Source organism: Candidatus Microthrix parvicella Bio17-1, assembly GCF_000299415.1.
GTDB lineage: Bacteria > Actinomycetota > Acidimicrobiia > Acidimicrobiales > Microtrichaceae > Microthrix > Microthrix parvicella.
Window position 1 is genome coordinate 107,916 of sequence record NZ_AMPG01000003.1, and the last position, 19,091, is coordinate 127,006.

Sequence of the window (19,091 nt, forward strand, 5' to 3'; positions counted from 1 at the left end):
CTACTCGCCTGCGGTGAGCGCCTCAAGCGCCTCGCCCATCTGGCGGTGAACCAGGTTGATGGCCTTGAGGGGCCGCAGCATCACCCGGAACTCGACGATGCGGCCCTCGTCGTCGATGCGGATGATGTCGACGCCGTTGACGTAGGTGCCCTCCACCGAGGTCTCGAACTCGAGCACCGCCGTGTCGTCGGCCAGCACCTGCTTGATATAGCGGAACGCCGTCCCCGGGCCGGTCGTTCCGTCGCCGGTGGCCCCGGTGCCCGGCAACGTCTGCTTGGCCGCAGCCAGGTAGAGGGCGGTCACCGCCTTGCCCTCCTGAGGTGTGTAGACGATGGGTGAGTAGAAAACGACATCGTCGGCCAGTAGGGCGTCGAGGCCGTCGGGGTCATCGCCCCGCAGGTAGGCGTGCCAGCGGTCGATGGTCTGGTGAATCGTGGAGGCTCCCATTCGTCTCACGCTAGGCCTCACGTGGAGCCGGGGAGACTGCCAAGATAGGTCGATGAAGCTTTCGATGACGCTCAACTACTCCGGCGATCCCCGGGCGGCTGCGGCAGAGGCCGCCGATCTGGAACGAGCCGGTATCGACGTGGGCTGGGTCGCCGAGCTGTACAGCTTCGACGCCGTGTCCATTCTGGGCTACCTGGCGGCGAAGACCGAGACGATGGAGCTGGGCTCGTCCATCCTGCCCATCTACAGCCGCACTCCAACGTTGACCGCCATGACTGCGGCCGGGCTGGACGCCGTGTCGGAGGGCAGGTTCATCCTGGGCATCGGGGCATCTGGCCCCCAGGTGATCGAGGGCTGGCACGGCGTGCCCTACGACCGGCCCATCGGGCGCCAGCGCGAGCTGATCGACATCTGTCGCAAGGTGTGGCGCCGCGAGGTGGTCACCCACGACGGTCCCAGCTATCACCTGCCGCTGCCTGCGGACCAGGGCACCGGCCTGGGCAAACCGCTGAAGCTGATCAACCACCCCAAGCGTGCCGACATCCCGGTGTACATCGCCTCGCTGGGACCTAAGAACGTGGAGGTCACCGCGGAGATCGCCAACGGCTGGATTCCGGTGTTCTTCCACCCTGACAAGGCCGACTCGGTGTGGGGGGATCCGATCGCCGCCGGTCTGGCCAAGCGGGACGCGTCGCTGCCCCCGATGGAGGTTGTGGCCGGTGGGGCCCTCTCCATCTGCGACGAGGCGACCGCCGCCCGGATCCGCGATCTCGGCAGGTTCATGACGGCGCTCTACGTGGGCGGAATGGGCGCCAAAGACAAGAACTTCTACAACAACATCTTTTGCGCCTACGGCTACGAGGCAGAGGCGGAACAGATCCAGGACCTCTACCTTGCCGGTAGGAAGGATGAGGCCATGGCGGCGGTTCCTCAGGAGTTTCTCGATGCCACGGCCATGGTGGGTGATGAGGGCCGGGTGCGAGAGCGCATCGAGGCCTACCGGGCCGCCGGGGTCACCCGCCTCCAGGTGCAACCGATGGGCGACAATCAGCTCCAACTGATCGAGAAGGTCAAAGGCTGGATCAGCTGAGCGCGAACGGTGGGACCCACACGGGACATGCGTGGTGGGGTCGACCGGATCGGTAGTCCTCGCCGCTAGCGTGATCGGTGTGGCATCTCGCAGATTCTTCGGCTCAAACGAACCCGACGACTACTTCTCATGGGACGATCTCCCCGAACCCGACCTGCAGGTTGACGTCACCACCACACGCGAATGGGACGCGCTGACCGAGGCCTTCGAGGACGTGCGCGGGCTGCACCTGCGGGCGCTGATGGCCCTCGACGGTCGGCGTGAGGCCATGACCTGTGAGGTGGGCGATCTGTACCTCGACTTCACTCGTCACCGAGCCACCCCGGTGTTGCTCGATGCGTTGGTGGCTGTGGCCGAGCGGGCAGGCGTGGCGGAGCGGCGCGACGAAATGTTCTCCGGCGAACACATCAACTCAACCGAGGACCGGGCTGTTGGGCACGTGGCGCTGCGCTGCCCCGAGAGTGCCCGTTTTTCGATCGACGACGACGATGTGGTGCCCGAGGTGCATCGGGTGCTCGCCGCCATGGCCGACCTCACCGAACGGGTGCACTCGGGCGATTGGGTTGGCGCCACCGGCGAACCGATCCGCACCATCATCAACGTTGGCATAGGTGGCTCGGACCTGGGCCCCGAGATGGCCTACCGGGCGCTTCGGCGCTACCGGCGCGACGGCATCGAGTGCCGGTTTGTGTCCAACGTCGATCCTGCCGGTATCGCCGCCGCCATCGACGGGGCCGATCCGGCCACCACCCTGGTGGTCGTCGTGTCGAAGACCTTCACCACCGACGAAACCCTCACCAACGCTCACACCTTGAAGGAATGGATCCGTGCCGGTGTGGCCCCACCTGCCGGTGGCGACGATGGCACCAACGGTGACGATCCCATCGGCGAGGATGAAGCCGTCGATGATGACAACGACGGGCCCGATGATGAGGCCTGGGTGGCGCAGCACTTCGTGGCGGTGTCCACCAATGCGGAGGCGGTGGCGGCCTTCGGCATCGACGTCGACAACATGTTTCGCTTCTGGGATTGGGTGGGCGGCCGCTACTCGGTGTGGTCGGCTGTGGGCCTCAGCCTGATGCTGGCCGTCGGCGAAGATCACTTCCGTCAGATGCTGGCCGGCGGCCACGAGGTGGACGAGCACTTCCGCACCCAGCCGCTGCGTCAGAACGCTCCGGTGCTCACCGGCCTGTTGCGGGTGCTCTACCGCGACCTCTACGGGTTTCCCACCCATGCGGTGTTGCCCTACGCCGCGGATTTGGGCCGGTTTCCCGCCTACCTCCAGCAGCTCGACATGGAGTCCAACGGCAAGCGGGTACGGCTGGATGGGTCACCGGCCACGTTGCGCACCGGGGCGATCGTGTGGGGCCAGCCCGGCACCAACGGACAACACGCCTTCTATCAACTGCTCCATCAGGGCACCTCGATCGTGCCGGTCGACCTGATCGCATTCAGCGAGTCGGCCGACGACTCGGGCGATCACCAGCGCAAGCTTTTGGCCAACGCCCTTGCCCAGGGGCGGGCGCTGGCCGAGGGCCGATCCGCGGACGAGGCGATTGAGGCCGGAGTTCCGGAGGCGCAGGTGGCCCACCGGACGTTCCCGGGCAACCGACCCAGCACCACCATCTTGGCGGGCGAACTCACCCCGGGTGTGCTCGGTCAGCTCATCGCGCTGTACGAGCACAGCGTGTTCACCCAGGGCGCGATCTGGGGCATCAACAGCTTCGACCAGTGGGGGGTGGAGTTGGGCAAGGAGTTGGCCGCCGACGTGCTGGAGGAGCTCGAATCGGACGAGGCCCAGGACGCGCCCGAGGGTGCCGCCCGTTGGGTGCTCGACCATCCTCACGACTGACCACGTCGCCGGGACCCATCCCGGCGACCGGCCGGTTCAGCTCAGCGAACGTCCATGAGGTCGACGGTGAAGATCAGGGTCTCGTTGGGGGCGATCGCCCCGGGTGCGCCCCTGCTTCCGTAGGCCTGGTGTGGCGGGATCACCAGGGTGCGGCGTCCGCCCACCTTCATGCCCTGCACGCCTTGGTCCCAGCCCTCGATCACCTGACCGGCGCCGAGGCCAAAATCGAGCGGCGCGCCGCGGTCCCACGAGGCATCAAACTGCTCGCCGTTTGACCACGCCACGCCGACGTAGTGGACGGACACCCGAGATCCGGCGGTGGCCTCGGGCCCGTCTCCCACCTGGTCGTCGAAGACCTGGAGTTCGCTGGGCGGATCACCATCGGGCACGGCAACAATCGGCTTGTCCATCCGCCCACCGTAGCGGCCAACCCGACGCATGCCGGATGCCTCTGGTTGGACACCGGGTCGGGTGCCCTTCATGCCGAGGTTGCCGGCGGACCACTGGTCGAGGTGCCGTTGACCAGCCCAGAAACAGCGGGACCTCGCCACTGAGGATCAGCTTCCTGGCTCCGGCCGGTGCGTCCTCCACGGTGACATGGGAGCCGTCAATCACGGCATGGCGCATTGAGCCGAGTGAGCTGGCGTCCGTCTGCGTCGAAGTTGTCGGGTGCCAGCCAGGCGTCGTGGGCGGCACGGAGGGCCGGCCACTCGTCGTCGGTGATCGAAAACCAGGCTGTGTCGCGACTCCGGCCCTTGTAGGTGATGGCGTTGCGGAAGGTGCCCTCGTAGCGGAACCCAAATCGAAGGGCGGCTGCCCGTGACGGCGCATTGAGGTCGTCGCACTTCCACTCCACCCGTCGGTAGCCCTGGTCGAATGCGTTGGCGATGAGCAGCGAGACCGTTTCGGTGGCTGCGGTGGTGCGTTGCAGAGCGGGGGAGAAGGCGAGCGATCCGATCTCCAACACCCCGTGTTCGGCGGCGATGCGGATGTAGGCCAGAAACCCAACCGGTAGGTCGTCGACCATGACGGTGAAAGGTCGTCGCTCGGGTGAATCGCACAGCGCAGCGAGGGCCTGCTCGAGCGCATGCTCATCGACGCACGGGCCGAAGGCCAGGTAGGTCCACAACGAATCAGGGGCATCGGTGAACGCGTTGAACAGCCTTGGCGCATCTGTGGGCGGGTGCATCGGTGCCAGGCGCACGGTGCGACCTGCCAACTCGGTTGCCGGTGGCACCGGAGGCGGGCTCCAGCCAACCAGTGACGGGCCGATGGGCTGGTGGAACTCGTTCGTCGGCATTTCCCGAGCCTACGGATGGTCGGCCGTCGAAGCAGGGCGATATTCGGAGTCGTGCAACCTGTGAATCGGCGGCTACGCGCTCTGGTATCCGGCTGCGATGTGGTCGGTCCACCATTGGGGGGCGACGCTGAAGATGGAGTTGAGGTCGACGTAGTCCCACCAGCGGTCCACTTTGCCATCGCGCACCTCCATCACCGAGCAGAACCGCACCTCGGCCTGCTCGCCGTCGCGCCACCACCACTCCTCCAGGTGCTCGGTGATCACCATGTCGCCGGTGACGACGATGGTGCCGGGGTGGAGCCGGTAGTCGCTGAGCGGTCCCAGACCCAGACGCAGGCGTGCCTCGGTCTGGGCCGGACCGTGGGCACCGGGCTCAACACCGACGAGCGGCACGTCGATGTAGTGGCCGTGTTCGCTCATCATGGCGCCGACAGCGGCGAAGTCCCGCTGGTTCAGTGCGTCCCAGAACTGCTCCACCAACCCCACGCGTTCCGCATCGCTCATATCCGCCATCGTTGCCCTCCCAGGTCGGCGGCAATTCTGACAGCGTTCGCCCCCGCAACCCTCCCCCGCCCAACACGGCACCCCCGCGCTCGCGCTGATGGTGGGGTAGGGCGCGGAAGCGGCTGCTTGGCCGAGCGGGCCTCAGCCGGTAAAGCGGGCAGGCAACGGCGCCGCGGCGCCGTCCGACCCGGGCTTGGGCGTGCGGGTGGCGCCCCGGGTTGGGGAGGACGGTAGACCGCCGCCGGCAACGTTGCCGTTGCCGTTGCCGTTGGACTGAGGCATTGAGGATGGGGAGTCCGGCATCCCCTCTGGGTCGGCCGTGTCGGGTCCCGAACCGGCGGCAGGGCACGCTGAGGGCGTGGTGCCCCGGGCGATGCGGTACTCCCAGGCCGTGGTGGCCACGGACCCCTCTGCGAAGGTGTCGATCACCCGAAACTGCACGTGCACCTCGTCGGGGGTGACGTCCACCAGGCCGTAGCCCTGCTCGACGATGTTGATGTAGTCGAGGTGCTTGTTGATATCGAGGCCAGCGGCTTCCACGGTGCGGAGGATGTCGGTGGCCTCGGCTCGGCTGACGTCGGAGCCGAGCAGGCTTTTGACCACTCCCTCAGGGGGAGGATCGGCGGTGAGCGAACCGGCCACAAACTCGTGGGCCGCCAGCGGCGAGGCCGCATCGTCATAGTCGGGATACAGCCGCCCGCCGAGAAACACGTGGGTGTGCCCCGCCACAAACACTACGTCCTCGACGCACTCGTCCACGAGGAACTGCAGCAGCTCGCGTCGCTCTGCCTGATAGTCGTCGAACGCCTCGTTGGGGTAGTAATCGCCTGCGTTGAGCACCAGGTCGGGTTCGGTCGCCCGCCGCTCGGGTGTGTCGCGGTCGGTCAGTCGAACCGCCAGCACGTTGTAACCGGTGCCCACCAACCTCCAGGCGGCGCTGCTGCCCGAGAGCTGTTCCTTCAACCAGGCCTTCTGTGGTGCGCCAAGTGTGGTGCGGTCGGGTTCCATGACCACGCCACCCTCGGGGGTCTCGTTGTCGGTGGCCTCCACAGCCGGGTCGCGGTAGGAACGAACGTCGATGATCGGCAGGTGGGCGAGGTCGCCCCACGAAAACGCCCGGTAGGCCTGATCGACCCCGTCGGTTGGTAACACCGGCTGGAACTCGAAGAACGCCCGCTTGGCCGCGGCCAGCCGGGCCGGGTCGCCGGTGCGGTCGATGCCGTTGTAGAACTCGCCGTCGTCCCACATGGCCACCAACGGCACCCGGCTTCGCAGCCGGGTCAGGGCCGGATCGGAGTGAAAGCGCTGCCAGACGTCGCGGTAGTCGTCCAGGGTGATCGTCCCGTCGTCGGACACGTAGATGTAGTCGCCGAGGTGCAGGAAGAAGTCGACGTTCTCGGCCTCGATGGCCGCCATGGCCACATACGGCGACGACCGCTGCTGGCAGGAACCGAAGGCGAAACGCAGGTGCGTCGGGGATGAGCCGGGTGCCGGGGCGGTGCGCAGCCGTCCCTCCGGGCTGAGCCCCGACGGCCCATCGAAGGTGAAGGAGTACCAGCGGTCTGGGTCGAGGCCGTCCACCCGAACCGACACGCACCAGTTGCTGGCTGCGAAGGCGGTGACCGCACCGGTTGCCACCGCCGCGCCGCCGGAGGCCGGGCGTACCTGCCAGGTGAGGGGCACCTCGCCATCCGCTGATGTGGGGGCCACGCGAGTCCAGATCACCGAGCCGTCGGGCCGCGGGTCGCCCGAGGCCACCGAGTCGGGGTAGGCGGCGGTGCCCTGCGCCCCGGCGGGCTCGGTGGGTACCAACATTGGCCGCAGCGCGGCGAAGGCCCCGGTGGCCCCGGTGGCGGCCAAAACCCGCCGGCGACTGACGTGATGATCCATGGACCCCTGCTCCCCCTGGTGTGATGCCGTTGCTGCCAACATCCTGACGCAGCGCAAACCGTCACGTCGATGGTGTGGCAAACGCCGTGCCGAGGCTGTGAGATGGTGCGGAGGGCGATGTCCAGCCCGTGAACCCTGGAGGCAGCCAGTGACGGCACGACGCGAGCGCATCAAGTTTCAAGGGTTCGGCGGTACCGAGTTGGCGGGCAAGGTGGAACTGCCCGCCGGGCCGATCCGGGGCGCCGCCGTGTTCGCTCACTGCTTCACCTGCTCGTCCGATGTGGCCGCCGCAGCGCGCATCTCGGTGGCGCTGGCCGAGGCCGGCATCGCCGTGATGCGTTTTGACTTCACCGGGTTGGGGGCATCGGATGGCGATTTTGCCGACACCAACTTCTCCACCAATGTCGCCGACCTGGTGGCAGCCTCGGCGTTCATGTGCGACCGATACGAGGCGCCGGGTCTGCTGATCGGCCACTCGTTGGGTGGAGCAGCGGTGTTGGCGGCCGCACCCGAGGTTGACTCGGTGAAGGCCGTCGTCACCATCGGCGCCCCGGCCGAGCCGAGCCATGTCGAGAACCTGCTCTCCGGCGGCATCGAGGCGCTGCAGGCCGACGGCGAGGCGACGGTCGACATTGGCGGGCGGCCCTTTCAGCTGAAGGCCCAACTGCTGGACGATCTGCGTCGACGCACCATCGACCAGTGCGTGGCCAACCTGGGTGCGGCGCTCTTGGTAATGCACTCACCCGTCGACAACATCGTCGGTGTTGAGAATGCCGCTCAGATCTATCAGGTCGCCCGACACCCAAAGAGCTTCATTGCCCTGGACGGTGCCGACCACCTGTTGTCCAAGCGTCGTGACTCCGACTTTGCAGCGTCGATGATTCGAGCCTGGGTGGAGCGCTACCTGGACGAGGCGCAGCAACCGAGCTCAACGTCCGGCGAGGGTGTGGTGGTGTCGGAAACCGGGCAGGGAAAGTTCTTGAATCAGGTGGTTGCGGGCAGGCACCGGTTGTTGATGGACGAGCCCGTCTCGGTGGGCGGTTACGACGCCGGGCCCAACCCGTACGAACTGCTGGCCGCAGCGCTGGGCGGGTGTACGTCGATGACCATGCGCATGTACGCCGAGCACAAGAAGATTCCACTGGAGCGGGCCGAGGTGGAGGTGCGCCACGCCACGACCCACTGTGAGGACTGCGAGACGTCGGCATCCGGATCGACCCCCAAGATGGACGAGTGGACCCGGGTGTTGCACCTCACCGGCGACCTCACCGACGAACAGCGCGCCGGCCTTGTTCGGATCGCCGACCGCTGCCCTGTGCATCTGACCCTGGAGCGATCGTCGCGGGTCGTCACCGAGGTGTCCGACGGCAAGACGACCGCCTGAAAGACCCGTCTTGAAAATCGGCTTTCACGCCGAGCATCGGGACGAGAGGCCAGCGCTCACGCAGGGGTCCAGACGGCGAGTTCGTTTCCACTCGGATCACTGAAGTGGAATCGTCGTCCACCCGGAAAGTCGAACGCGGAAACGCTGATGGCACCTCCGGCGGCCTCCACCGCCGCCTGACTGGCCTCGAGATCGTCGGAGGCCAGGATCACCAACGCTCCGTCGGTGGACGGCGTCCGCCCCTCGGGGTTGAGCTCGAAGCCTCCGTCGATGCCTGCCCCGGTGATGGCGACGTAGGTCGGGCCGTAATCGATAAACCCCCATCCGAAAACCGAACCGTAGAAGGCCTTGGTGGTTTCGAGGTCGATGGACGGCAGCTCGATGTAGTTGATCGAGTGGTGGGTGCTGATGCCGGACATTCGCGGAAGTTATCGCGGCGTGCTCCGCTTGGGGGCGCTCACTGCCGGCCGCTGCTCAGGGGGCCAGGTTGCGGGCCGCATGCGGGAACTCGAGGAACGCCTGCTTGCCCTCCATCTGGCGTTGACCCACGAACGCCTGGTCCATGCCGCCGCCAAGGGCCATGAACTTGTAGTTCTTGTCGCTGGTGTCCAAGCGGATGTCGCCCCAATCGGCGGTCAGGAAGTGCGAGAGTCCACCACCGAAGCCGTCCACCGACGTCTTCAGAATGTCGGGCGGCCGAATGCTGACGGCCGCGCCCTTGGGCGCAAGCTTGCGATCGATGGGCACCAGGATCAGTCGGGCGTCGGTAACCCCGATGGCGTACACCTGGCTGGAGAACGCCGGCTTGGCTGTGGCCCTCATGGCACCTCGGAACTGCTCGGCCGGAAGCACCTCGGGTTGGATGGCGGCATGAATGAGGTCGTCGCTCGCTTCCTTCTTCGCATCGAACATGTCGCCATTGTGCCGGTGGTTCACCCGGATAGGAAGGGCCTACTCCGGCCTGCTCAACCCAGTGGGGCTCGCCACATGGTCCACGTGGTGGGGCTGGTCCGCGTCACGTGTACCTCCTCGCGCACCTCGAAACCGTGACGGGCATAGAAAGCCAGGTTTTGTTCCTTGGAAGACTCCAGGTAGCCGTCGAGCCCTTCACGATCGCAACGGTCGGTGATTTCGGCGATCAGCGCGCTTCCCACCCCGGTGCCTTGGTGAGCGGGGTCGGTGCCGAGGAGTTCGAGGTACCAGTGGGGTGGGTCGGTCGGATGTATCCGCTCGTTGGTGGCCAGGGCGTGCAGGGCGCGGGGCAGGCGGGTGCCAAAGAGCCGGGCCGAGGGAATCGACATGGTGGCGGCGTCGCCGAGCGTTCCCTTCCAGCGGCCGGGTGGCGTCCAGATGGCGGCGCCACGCAGACCCTCGTCAACCAGCACCGTGCCGTGGCCTTTCAGCTGTAGTCGGGCCACTGCCGAGAACCAGGCGGCTGCGCGCCGGCTCCAGTCGGTTCGCGGTGAGGTGATCCACGTCCACACCGGATCGTCGGCAAATGCGGCGGCCAGCACCCGCCCGATGGCGGGGAGGTCGTCGGGGGTGGCATCTCGAACGTCGAGCACCGAGCAAACCTACGCCGATGTGGGGGACCGTTGCGTGGGCGGATTCAGCGGTTCAGCCACAACGCTGGGTAGCGTGACGTCCATCGACGGAACCCAGACCGATGCGATGAAACATGCGCTTGCCGAGGTTGCGAAGCGTGAGCGACTGACAGCCAACATGCGGGCGTTCGTGGACGAGACCGTGGCTGAAAGCGGACCGCTCACCGAGGAGGAGATGGAGCACGCCCGCTCCTTCTTCCGGTGATCCCCGGCGACATCATGGTGCCTTCTCGGGTTGGTCGGTCTGTGTGGGTTCGCTCTCGGTCTTGCCGCCGGGGAGCGCCAGGACGGGCCCTTGGTCGTCAGGCGGTTTGGTACCGGCGGGCTGAACGACCACGGCAAACGCGTGGTCGCGGCGGTCGACATCTGCGGTGAACGCCGCAATGTCGGCACGCAGGTCGTCGGGGAGCACCACCACGTTTCGTTTCACCAGGCTGAAGGTGGTGCCGTTGAACAGCGACCCGACGGGGTTGTACATGACCCGTGCCAGCGTGGCGCCATCGAAGAATTGTCCCTGTGGGGTATGGGAACCACCGGGACGCAGCGCAAAGGAGGAGGCATCGATGCGCTTGGCGATGGCCTCGGCCCGGGGTACAAGATCGGTGAACTGCGCCGGGTCGACGATGCCGGTGGTGGCCAGCACCTCCACATTTGGTTCTGCACCGACCGCAGTGGCCGCCACGCCGCTGCGGGTGGACAGCTCCCACTGCTCATGCCCGCTGGCGGTGCGGCCGACCCCAAACTGGGTCAGCAGCGGTGAGCCGGACTCGAACCGGAGGTCGACCCCGGCCGCCAGCAGTTCGTCGAGGACCGCCGGGTACAGCACCAACGACGTGGTGTACGGGGTTTCGACCGCAAGGAGAGGACTGCGGTCGGCGAGCTGCGCCGGAGCGTTGCGAAGCAGCCCGTGAAGTTGCCCGGCCGGTTCGTTGGCCCATCGTGGGCTGCCGCTCTCCAGCCCGTGAGTATCCACCGAGTAGACGGTCAGCCCAACCACGACCGCCAAGCCCGTCGCAATCCCGGCCGCCGATCGGGCCAGTTGGGGGAGCCGTTCGGTTCCGGTGACCAGGGCCAGGACGGCGTCGAGGGCGACCAGAGCCATGGCCGAGGTGACGAACGCGCCCACAGGAAACAGCCATCGCAGGTAGGCCGCAGTGGCCAGCGTGGTCTCCGAGATGCTCGCCAGCGTGAAGAGGGAGGTAGCCGTCAGCAGCGCGGTCGCACCCACCGCAGCGCCCAACACCCTCGAACGGCGTCGACGCGCCCACCAGAGTGCGGCGATCAGCAGCAACGTGAAGACGCCGAACGCCGCCCACGACTCACCGGCGCCAAAACGTGCGCCGGCGCTGTTCTCCCACGTCAACGGATCGGCAAATGCCCAGGCCGGCGGGATCAGCACGATGTCGGCAAACGATTCCACGGCAAACCCGGGGCCTCGCCCAGCGCCCAGGCGATCGGCATTCTCAATCATGGCGGTGACGTTGCCGGGCGGCCCGTCCGGAGCGACGAACTGCTCCCACGCCGGCAGCGCCCACAGCGCCGCCAAGGCAATGATCGCCACCGCAAGCGGTCGAAGCCGAGCGGTTGCGGCGGTCCTGCTGGAGTTGTGGCTGCCGGCGCGTCCGCGCCGCTCAGCCCACCACCACGCAACCCCCGCGGCGAGTGATGCAGCGATCAGTACTGCCGACAGCACGATGTAGGCCAGGCTGATCTGAGCGCACAGGCCGGCGAAGATCACCGTCACGACGGGTGCCCAGGCATCACCGGCGAACGAGGCCCACATGGCGACGGCCGCCGTGAAGAGCGCCAGCAGTGGCAGGTTGTGTGTCCACGTATCGGACAGCACCGCGCTGCCCATCGACGCGGCCAGCACAAGTGCGCCACCACCGAAGACGACGGCGCCGCGTCGTCGGCCCACACGCCAGCCCATCCAGCCGGCCGCCCCCAACGCACCGGCATTGACAAGCGCCGATCCGATGTGGACCCCCACCGGGCCGAGCAGCCGCCGAAATGGGGCAAGCAACTGAAATGGCATCGGCCCCGGGTGGTTCATCAGCACGCCGGTGACCTTGGACCGTGACGACCACGTGGCCAGCATCGGGTTGTGGGTGGTGCCCACGTCCCAAGCCCGGGCCGAGTAGATGCCGTTGTCCAGGGTTGGGTACCAACGTTGGACGCCGGCCCGGACGGCTGCGACCAACGCCGGCAGTGCCACCGTCAGGGCGATGATCGGCGCCGGCCGGGCCAGTCGCTTGAGGGAGGCCCGGGCGCCGTTCACAGGCTGAGGTTAGGGGAGTTCAGGCCGGCGGGTAGTTGTTCAGCGGCGGCCGCGCAGCAACCTGCCCGGCCGGGCGCCGGTGTCGACATCGTTTCGGCGGGTGACCACGCCGGACACGATGGTGGCGTCGTAACCGGAGGCGTACTGCACCAGGCGCCGTCCGCCGGCGGGCAGGTCGTGGATCAGCTCGGGTTGGCTGAGGGCCAGCACCCCGAAGTCGATTACGTTCAGGTCGGCCTTCCGGCCCTGCTCGACCACGCCCCGATCGCCCAACCCGTACAGCTCGGCGGTTCGCTGGGTTTGCAGATGAACCGCCTGGGCCAGGTCGATGCCGGCGCCGCGGCTGCGGTCGCGGGCCCAGTGGGTCAGCAGGTAGGTGGGAATGGACGCGTCGCAGATCATGCCGCAGTGCGCCCCGGCGTCGCCCAGCGACGACACCGAGCCGGGGTGCAACAACATCTCGCGAATGGCGTCGTGGTTGCCGTCTGCGTAGTTGAACAGGGGCAGCATGAACATCGCTTTACCCTCGTCGGCCAGCATGGCCTCGTAGGTGGCGGTCAGCGCATCGTTGCCCGCTGCTGCTGCCAGCGCGCCGAGGGAGGCGTCGGCGAGCGGTTCGTAGTTGGGCGGGGTGCCCAGCGGGAACATCTTGTCGGTCATCATCGAGAGAAACGGCCCGATGCCGTCGAAGGGGTTGTCGGGGTTCAGCGGGCCGTCGGCCTCGGTCAGGATGGCGTCGCGGACACTGGGGCGGGTGAGCTGCTCCAGTTGCTCGGCCAAGGGAAGGTGGGCCAGCGCCTGGTAGGTGGGTCGTTTGGCGAACGGGTGGTTGGTCTGGAGCCCGACGAGCATGCCGAAGGGCCGTGCCGCCACCTGGGCCCGCATCGGGATGCCACGCACGAGCAGCTTGTCGAAGCGCTCGAACACGTCCTGCCACAGGTTCGGGTCGGTATCGGTCTGCAGCACCATGAACGCCAGTGGCTGGCCGGTCTCCTCGGCCAGGTCGGCCATCCAGCCCATCTCCTCGGTGGTGGTGCCCCGGTCGAGCATGGTGAGCCCGCCTTGGGCCACCTCAAACACGCCGCCTCCGCCGTCGGCGATCGCCCGGCCGAGCGCAAAGAGCTCCTCCCGTTCGGCGAACGTGCCCGGCACCGGCTCGCCGTCCTTGGCCAGGTGCGCCAACGTTCGGGAGGTGGAGAAGCCCAGCGCCCCCGCCTCGATCGCCTCCCGCACATGCTCGGCCATCGCCGCCGAGTCGTCCGCTGTAGCAGGCTCGTTGCGGGCTCCGGCCTCGCCCATCACGTAGCCGCGGACGGCGCCGTGGGGAATCTGGGTGCCGACGTCCATCGCCCAGCTTCGGGTGTCCAACACGTCGAGAAACTCGGTGAAGCGCTCCCAACCCCAGGTGATGCCCTCGGCCAGGGCGGCGCCGGGAATGTCCTCGACGCCCTCCATCAGCTGGATGAGCCACTCCTCCTTGCCGGGACGCACCGGTGCGAAGCCCACGCCGCAGTTACCGGTGACCACGGTGGTGACGCCGTGTGAGGCTGACGGCTCCAGTTGGGAGTCCCAGGTGGCCTGCCCGTCGTAGTGGGTGTGAATGTCGACGAACCCGGGTGTGACCAGGCGGTCGGTGGCGTCGATCGTCTCGGCCGCCTCGCCGGCCAGATCAGGGCCCACCGCCACGATCACTCCGTCCTTGACGGCGACGTCAGCGCGTCGGGGCTCCGCCCCGGTGCCGTCGACGAGTGTGCCACCGGTGATCTTCAGGTCGTACATGGTGCCCCCCTTGGCCGCCGACGTTCCGATTGCGTCGGCTCGTCCAGTCTGTCGCGCATCGGATGTTGCCGCTCGGCCGGTTGGTGGAAGCTCGCTGTCCGTGTCGGTGGAACGGGTCAATAGATGGGAGAGGTTCGGGCGATAGGTGCCGCCTATCGATCCGATGGGTATAAACGATCGGTTCTGACTATCAAACGGACCGTGTCGATAGGTATGATGATTCTTGTACTCAAGAGAGCCTGACCAATCGAAGGGACCCCCCATGTCACTCATCAACACAAAGATCCAGCCGTTCTCGGCCACCGCATTCAAGAACGGCGAGTTCGTCGACGTGACCGACGAGGACCTCATGGGTTCCTGGTCGATCATGTTCTTCTACCCGGCGGACTTCACCTTCGTGTGTCCGACCGAGCTGGGCGACCTGGCCGACCACCACGACGAGCTGCAGGCGATGGGCGTCAACATCTACTCGGTGTCCACCGACACGCACTTCACCCACAAGGCCTGGCATGCGTCGTCCGACACGATCGGCAAGATTCGCTACACGATGATCGGTGATCCGACCGCCACCGTCAGCCGCAACTTCGACATCCTCCGAGAGGACGAGGGCCTGGCCAACCGTGGCACCTTCTTGATCGACCCGGACGGCGTCATCCAGGTGATGGAGGTCACCGCAGAGGGTGTTGGCCGTAACGCCGCCGAGCTCGTGCGCAAGGCCAAGGCCGCCATCTACGTGCGTCAGCACCCGGGCGAGGTCTGCCCGGCCAAGTGGGAAGAGGGCGCCGAGACGCTGGCCCCGTCCCTCGACCTCGTCGGCAAAATCTGACCGACCGACCACGGAGCGTTGGGGCGGGCCCGGCATAGCCGGGCCCGCCCGTCCCCCGAAGCTCCTTCGCACCGACCCTGCCGTCACCACACTTCTCAACGCGCACCACACTTCTCAACCTCACCACGCCGGAGCCACGCCATGTTGGACGCCAACCTCACCGAACAACTCAAAGGACACCTCACCAAGGTGACCCGGCCCATCGAGCTGGTCGCCTCGCTTGACGACTCGCCCAAATCCCTCGAGCTGTGGGACCTGCTCACCGAGATCGCCGCATTGTCCGACAACGTGGCTGCCGTGCGCGACAAGGACGCGGGGGCACAGCGTCGCCCGTCCTTCTCGATCAATCGGGTTGGCACCGACGTGTCGGTGGGCTTCGCCGGTATCCCAATGGGCCACGAGTTCACCTCGCTGGTGCTGGCGCTGCTGCAGGTGGGTGGCCACCCACCGGCGGTCTCCGAGGTGACGGCGGAGGCGATCGAACAGCTCGAAGGTGAGTACCACTTCGTGACGTACATGTCGCTGTCGTGCCAGAACTGCCCGGATGTGGTGCAGGCGCTGAACGCCATGTCGGTGCTCAACTCCAACATCTCCCACGTGGCCGTCGATGGTGCGGTGTTCCCAGACGAGGTGGAGCGCCAGAAGGTCATGGCCGTTCCGACCGTGTTGCTGAACGGCGAGACGTTCGGCCAGGGTCGTATGACCGTCGATGAGATCGTTGCCAAGCTCGACACCGGCGCCGTCACCAGGGAGGCAGACCGCATCGATGCCCTGGAGCCCCTGGATGTGCTGGTGGTGGGCGGCGGACCGGCCGGCGCCTCGGCCTCGATCTACGCGGCCCGTAAGGGGATCGCAACCGGTGTGGTCGCCGAGCGTTTCGGTGGCCAGGTGCTCGACACGATGAGCATTGAGAACCTGATTTCGGTTCCCTCTACCGAGGGCCCGAAGTTGGCCGCCGCGTTGGAGGCCCACGTGGCCGAATACGAAGTTGACGTCATGCACAACCAGCGGGCAACCAGGCTGACTCCGGCCACGGAGTCGGGCGGGCTTGCCACGGTGGAGTTGGCGAGCGGTGCAACGTTGCAGGCCCGCACGGTGGTGCTGTCCACCGGTGCCAGTTGGCGCCTGATGGGCGTGCCGGGCGAGCAGGAGTACCGCAACCGCGGCGTCGCCTTCTGTCCCCACTGTGATGGCCCGCTCTACAAGGGCAAGCGTGTCGCTGTGATCGGCGGCGGCAACTCCGGCGCCGAGGCGGCCATCGACCTGGCAGGCATGGTCTCCGAGGTCACGCTGATCGAGTTCGACGACGTGCTGCGGGCCGACGAGGTGCTGCAGGCCAAGCTGGCCAGCCTCGCGAACGTCGCGGTGATCACCGGCGCCCGCACCACCGAGGTGCTCGGCGACGACACGTCGGTCACCGGCCTCAACTACGAGGACCGCGCCACCGGCGAGCTGCACCGGGTGGAGCTCGAGGGCATCTTCGTGCAGATCGGTTTGGTACCCAACACGGGTTGGCTGAAGGGCACCGTCGAGTTGTCCCCACGCGGCGAGGTCGTCATCGACGACCGCAACGCCACCTCGGTACCGGGGGTGTTTGCCGCCGGTGATTGCACCACGGTGCCCTACAAGCAGATCGTGATCGCCCTGGGGGCCGGATCGACGGCGGCGCTGTCCGCCTTCGACCACCTGATCCGTACCCCGCTTGTGGTCGAGTCAGGGTCGGTTGGCGACGACACCCGCTCAGCGGGCGCCGAGGTGGCCGAACGGGTAGTCGAGCCGGTGATGGCTTGAGCCAACCAGGCGTGCGTCGGCCGAGCCGGAACCGGTCCGGGCGATTCGTCCTGGATGTAGGTTCGAACCCATGAACATTCAGGACCTGCGCTACGTGGTGGCGGTGGACGACCACCGCCACTTCGGGCGGGCCGCCGAGGCCTGTTTTGTGAGCCAGCCCACGCTGTCTTCACAGCTGCGCAAGCTGGAGGATTCGCTCGGGGTCGAGCTGTTCGAGCGGGCACCCCGCAAGGTGATGCCCACGACGGTCGGTCGATTGATCATCCACCACGCCCGAGGGGTGCTGGTGGAGGTGGACCAGATCGAGGCGTTGGCCAAGGCCGCCCGTGAGCCGGGCACGGCCACCCTGCGAGTGGGGGTGTTCCCCACCTTGGCGCCCTACCTGTTGCCCCACGTGGTGACGCCGTTGCACCGACGATTCCCCGACGTGGAGCTGCTGTGGGTGGAGGAGAAGACCGACGAGGTGGTCGAGGGCCTGCTGAACGGTCGCCTGGACGCTGGTCTGCTGGCCCTGCCGGTGGTCGAGGCGCAGCTTCACCATGAACCCCTCTTCACCGAGGACTTCGTGCTGGCGGTGCCTGCCGATCACGAGTTGGCCGATGCGCAATCGGTGGGCACCGACGTGTTGGTCGGTGCCGATGTGTTGTTGCTGACCGAGGGGCACTGCCTGCGTGATCAGGCGCTGGAGGTGTGTTCCCTGGTCGGCGCCGCGGAACGACACGGGTTTCGGGCCACCAGCCTGGAGACGCTGCGTCAGATGGTGGCGGCCGGCGTCGGGGTCACGCTGTTGCCCAAGCTGTCGGTCAGCCCGCCGGTGGCCCAGTCGGCCGACGTTCGCACGGTCGCCTTTGAAACGCCCGCCCCCAGCCGGGAGATTGCCATGTTCTGGCGACGAACAAGCGTCCACGCCGAACTGCTCGCCCAGCTGGCGGCCGTGATCGCCGATCTCCCGGCCGAACTGGTTCAAACCTGATTGCGTCGCGACGCGGCCCACATCGGGTACCCCGGGGAGCGAGCGGAGCGTTGGGTGCGTCTGTGGTGGAGGCTCTCGTAGGGTGATTCGGTGATCGTTGACCCTCTGCCGTTACGCCGCCTGACCGAGCCGCCCGACGCCACCGTTGCGCTGCCGGGGTCGAAGAGCCTGACCAACCGGGCACTGCTCTGTGCGGGCCTGGCGGCGGGCCGATCCGAACTGACCGGCGTGCTTTTCTCCGACGACACCGAGGCGATGCTGGCGGCACTCGAGCAGATGGGCGCGGCGCTGCAGGTGGATCGCGACGCATGCACCGTGAGCATCGAGGGGCTTGGCGGCGTGTTGCCCGCCGAATCGCTGAACATCGATGCCCGCCAGAGTGGCACCACGGGTCGGTTTCTCGCCCCGTTGATTGCGGTGGCGCCAAACGGGGGAGTGCTCGATGGCCATCAGCAGCTTCGAGACCGACCGATGTCCGATCAGGTTGAGGCCCTCCGCTCGCTGGGCGCCCATCTGGTTTCCGACGAGGGACACCTTCCGCTGCGATCGGACGGCGGCGGCGTCCGTGGCGGTGGTGTGCAGGTCAATGGGGCCACGTCCAGCCAGTTCGTCAGTGGGCTGTTGCTGTGCGGCCCGCTGTTCGATGAGGGCGTGGACCTGGAGGTGATGGGCTCGCTGGTCAGCCGCCCCTACCTCGACATGACGATCGCGGTGATGGAGGCCTTCGGCGTGCCCGTGGAGCACGACGATCAACGCCGGTTCGGTTGTCCCCACGGGGTCTACGCCTCGCAACATCATGCGATCGAGCCCGATGCCTCGGCGGCCAGCTACTTCTTTGGTCTGGCCGCCATGACCCGCGGTCGCATCCGGGTCGAGGGGTTGGGCCAGGGCTCGATCCAGGGCGACATGGCGTTCCTCGGGGTGCTTGAGGCCATGGGCGCGGTGGTCCGTCAGGGGGACGACTGGACCGAGGTGGTGGGTCGCGACCTGCGCGGAGTCGATGTGGATCTGGCCGACTTCTCCGATACGGCCCCGACGCTGGCTGCGGTCGCTGCGGTCGCCGATTCGCCCACGCGGGTGCGCGGCATCGGGTTTGTGCGTGGCAAGGAGTCCGATCGCATCGGGGGTGTCATCACCGAACTTGGGCGGCTGGGGGTGGATGCCACCGAACACGACGACGGCTTCACCATTTATCCGGGCAGGGTGCGGCCCGAGGTGGTGCGCACCTACGCCGACCACCGCATGGCCATGGCGTTCTCGTTGCTCGGTGTGGTGTCCGATGGCGTCGCCATCGCCGACCCGGGGTGTGTGGCCAAGACGTTTCCCGGCTTCTGGGGTGTGCTCGAGAGCGTGAGGGCCGGAGCGGAGTAGCC

18 protein-coding genes are annotated in these 19,091 nt (G+C 67.2%); 8 read left to right on the top strand and 10 right to left on the bottom strand.

Going from position 1 to position 19,091, the window contains the following annotated elements:
• Entirely contained in the window at window positions 1-447 is a 447-nt protein-coding gene (locus MPARV_RS0113790) for a nuclear transport factor 2 family protein (RefSeq protein WP_020378694.1), read from the bottom strand.
• Window positions 448-499: 52 nt separating this feature from the next.
• Here MPARV_RS0113790 and MPARV_RS0113795 point away from each other — a divergent pair, with 52 nt between their 5' ends.
• Together MPARV_RS0113795 and pgi are read left to right on the top strand one after the other, a co-directional pair.
• On the top strand, window positions 500-1,537 hold the full coding sequence (locus MPARV_RS0113795; protein ID WP_012227115.1) for an LLM class F420-dependent oxidoreductase: 1,038 nt from the start codon (window positions 500-502) through the stop codon (window positions 1,535-1,537).
• A 79-nt stretch (window positions 1,538-1,616) separates the two neighbouring features.
• Window positions 1,617-3,389 carry a glucose-6-phosphate isomerase gene (gene pgi / locus MPARV_RS0113800; protein ID WP_238538874.1) on the top strand — a complete coding sequence of 591 codons (1,773 nt, stop codon included), beginning with the start codon at window positions 1,617-1,619 and terminating at the stop codon, window positions 3,387-3,389.
• Between the two features lie 41 nt (window positions 3,390-3,430).
• On the opposite strand, the gene MPARV_RS0113805 is transcribed toward pgi, so the two are convergent.
• The 4 genes from MPARV_RS0113805 to MPARV_RS0113820 form a co-directional block, all read right to left on the bottom strand.
• On the bottom strand, window positions 3,431-3,799 hold the full coding sequence (locus MPARV_RS0113805; RefSeq protein ID WP_031278624.1) for an FKBP-type peptidyl-prolyl cis-trans isomerase: 369 nt from the start codon (window positions 3,797-3,799) through the stop codon (window positions 3,431-3,433).
• A 197-nt stretch (window positions 3,800-3,996) separates the two neighbouring features.
• The gene (locus MPARV_RS0113810) at window positions 3,997-4,689 is read right to left on the bottom strand and encodes a GNAT family N-acetyltransferase (protein WP_020378697.1); all 693 of its coding nucleotides are present in this window, start codon (window positions 4,687-4,689) and stop codon (window positions 3,997-3,999) included.
• Window positions 4,690-4,761: 72 nt separating this feature from the next.
• Complete coding sequence (locus MPARV_RS0113815) at window positions 4,762-5,193, bottom strand: nuclear transport factor 2 family protein (RefSeq protein WP_020378698.1); 432 nt, start codon at window positions 5,191-5,193, stop codon at window positions 4,762-4,764.
• Window positions 5,194-5,334: 141 nt separating this feature from the next.
• Window positions 5,335-7,083, bottom strand: coding sequence for an alkaline phosphatase D family protein (locus MPARV_RS0113820; RefSeq protein ID WP_172636586.1), 1,749 nt, complete (start codon window positions 7,081-7,083; stop codon window positions 5,335-5,337).
• 148 nt (window positions 7,084-7,231) lie between these two features.
• Here MPARV_RS0113820 and MPARV_RS0113825 point away from each other — a divergent pair, with 148 nt between their 5' ends.
• The gene (locus tag MPARV_RS0113825; protein ID WP_020378700.1) at window positions 7,232-8,467 is read left to right on the top strand and encodes a bifunctional alpha/beta hydrolase/OsmC family protein; all 1,236 of its coding nucleotides are present in this window, start codon (window positions 7,232-7,234) and stop codon (window positions 8,465-8,467) included.
• A 56-nt stretch (window positions 8,468-8,523) separates the two neighbouring features.
• Here MPARV_RS0113825 and MPARV_RS0113830 read toward each other — a convergent pair whose 3' ends face one another.
• The 3 genes from MPARV_RS0113830 to MPARV_RS0113840 are packed head-to-tail and all read right to left on the bottom strand — an operon-like array spanning window position 8,524 to window position 10,032.
• A complete protein-coding gene (locus MPARV_RS0113830) occupies window positions 8,524-8,886 on the bottom strand; it encodes a VOC family protein (protein WP_020378701.1) in 363 nt (120 codons plus the stop codon).
• Between the two features lie 55 nt (window positions 8,887-8,941).
• Window positions 8,942-9,379, bottom strand: a complete 438-nt coding sequence (locus MPARV_RS0113835; RefSeq protein WP_157789640.1) for a hypothetical protein — start codon at window positions 9,377-9,379, stop codon at window positions 8,942-8,944.
• Between the two features lie 53 nt (window positions 9,380-9,432).
• The gene (locus MPARV_RS0113840) at window positions 9,433-10,032 is read right to left on the bottom strand and encodes a GNAT family N-acetyltransferase (protein ID WP_020378703.1); all 600 of its coding nucleotides are present in this window, start codon (window positions 10,030-10,032) and stop codon (window positions 9,433-9,435) included.
• Window positions 10,033-10,105: 73 nt separating this feature from the next.
• On the opposite strand from MPARV_RS0113840, the gene MPARV_RS0113845 reads away from it, so the two are divergent.
• Window positions 10,106-10,276: a hypothetical protein gene (locus tag MPARV_RS0113845; RefSeq protein ID WP_155852467.1), complete on the top strand. Its 171-nt coding sequence runs from the start codon at window positions 10,106-10,108 to the stop codon at window positions 10,274-10,276.
• Window positions 10,277-10,288: 12 nt separating this feature from the next.
• Here MPARV_RS0113845 and MPARV_RS0113850 read toward each other — a convergent pair whose 3' ends face one another.
• Window positions 10,289-12,349, bottom strand: coding sequence for a hypothetical protein (locus MPARV_RS0113850; RefSeq protein WP_020378705.1), 2,061 nt, complete (start codon window positions 12,347-12,349; stop codon window positions 10,289-10,291).
• A 39-nt stretch (window positions 12,350-12,388) separates the two neighbouring features.
• Window positions 12,389-14,128, bottom strand: coding sequence for an N-acyl-D-amino-acid deacylase family protein (locus tag MPARV_RS0113855; protein WP_031278626.1), 1,740 nt, complete (start codon window positions 14,126-14,128; stop codon window positions 12,389-12,391).
• A 262-nt stretch (window positions 14,129-14,390) separates the two neighbouring features.
• Here MPARV_RS0113855 and ahpC point away from each other — a divergent pair, with 262 nt between their 5' ends.
• The 4 genes from ahpC to aroA all read left to right on the top strand — a co-directional run bounded on the left by ahpC (window position 14,391) and on the right by aroA (window position 19,089).
• The gene (ahpC, locus tag MPARV_RS0113860) at window positions 14,391-14,954 is read left to right on the top strand and encodes an alkyl hydroperoxide reductase subunit C (RefSeq protein WP_012227173.1); all 564 of its coding nucleotides are present in this window, start codon (window positions 14,391-14,393) and stop codon (window positions 14,952-14,954) included.
• A 141-nt stretch (window positions 14,955-15,095) separates the two neighbouring features.
• Entirely contained in the window at window positions 15,096-16,745 is a 1,650-nt protein-coding gene (gene ahpF / locus MPARV_RS0113865) for an alkyl hydroperoxide reductase subunit F (protein WP_020378707.1), read from the top strand.
• Between the two features lie 70 nt (window positions 16,746-16,815).
• Window positions 16,816-17,718, top strand: coding sequence for a LysR substrate-binding domain-containing protein (locus tag MPARV_RS21455; RefSeq protein ID WP_012227181.1), 903 nt, complete (start codon window positions 16,816-16,818; stop codon window positions 17,716-17,718).
• Between the two features lie 90 nt (window positions 17,719-17,808).
• Window positions 17,809-19,089, top strand: a complete 1,281-nt coding sequence (gene aroA, locus MPARV_RS0113875) for a 3-phosphoshikimate 1-carboxyvinyltransferase (RefSeq protein ID WP_020378708.1) — start codon at window positions 17,809-17,811, stop codon at window positions 19,087-19,089.
• Window positions 19,090-19,091 lie beyond the last annotated feature (2 nt).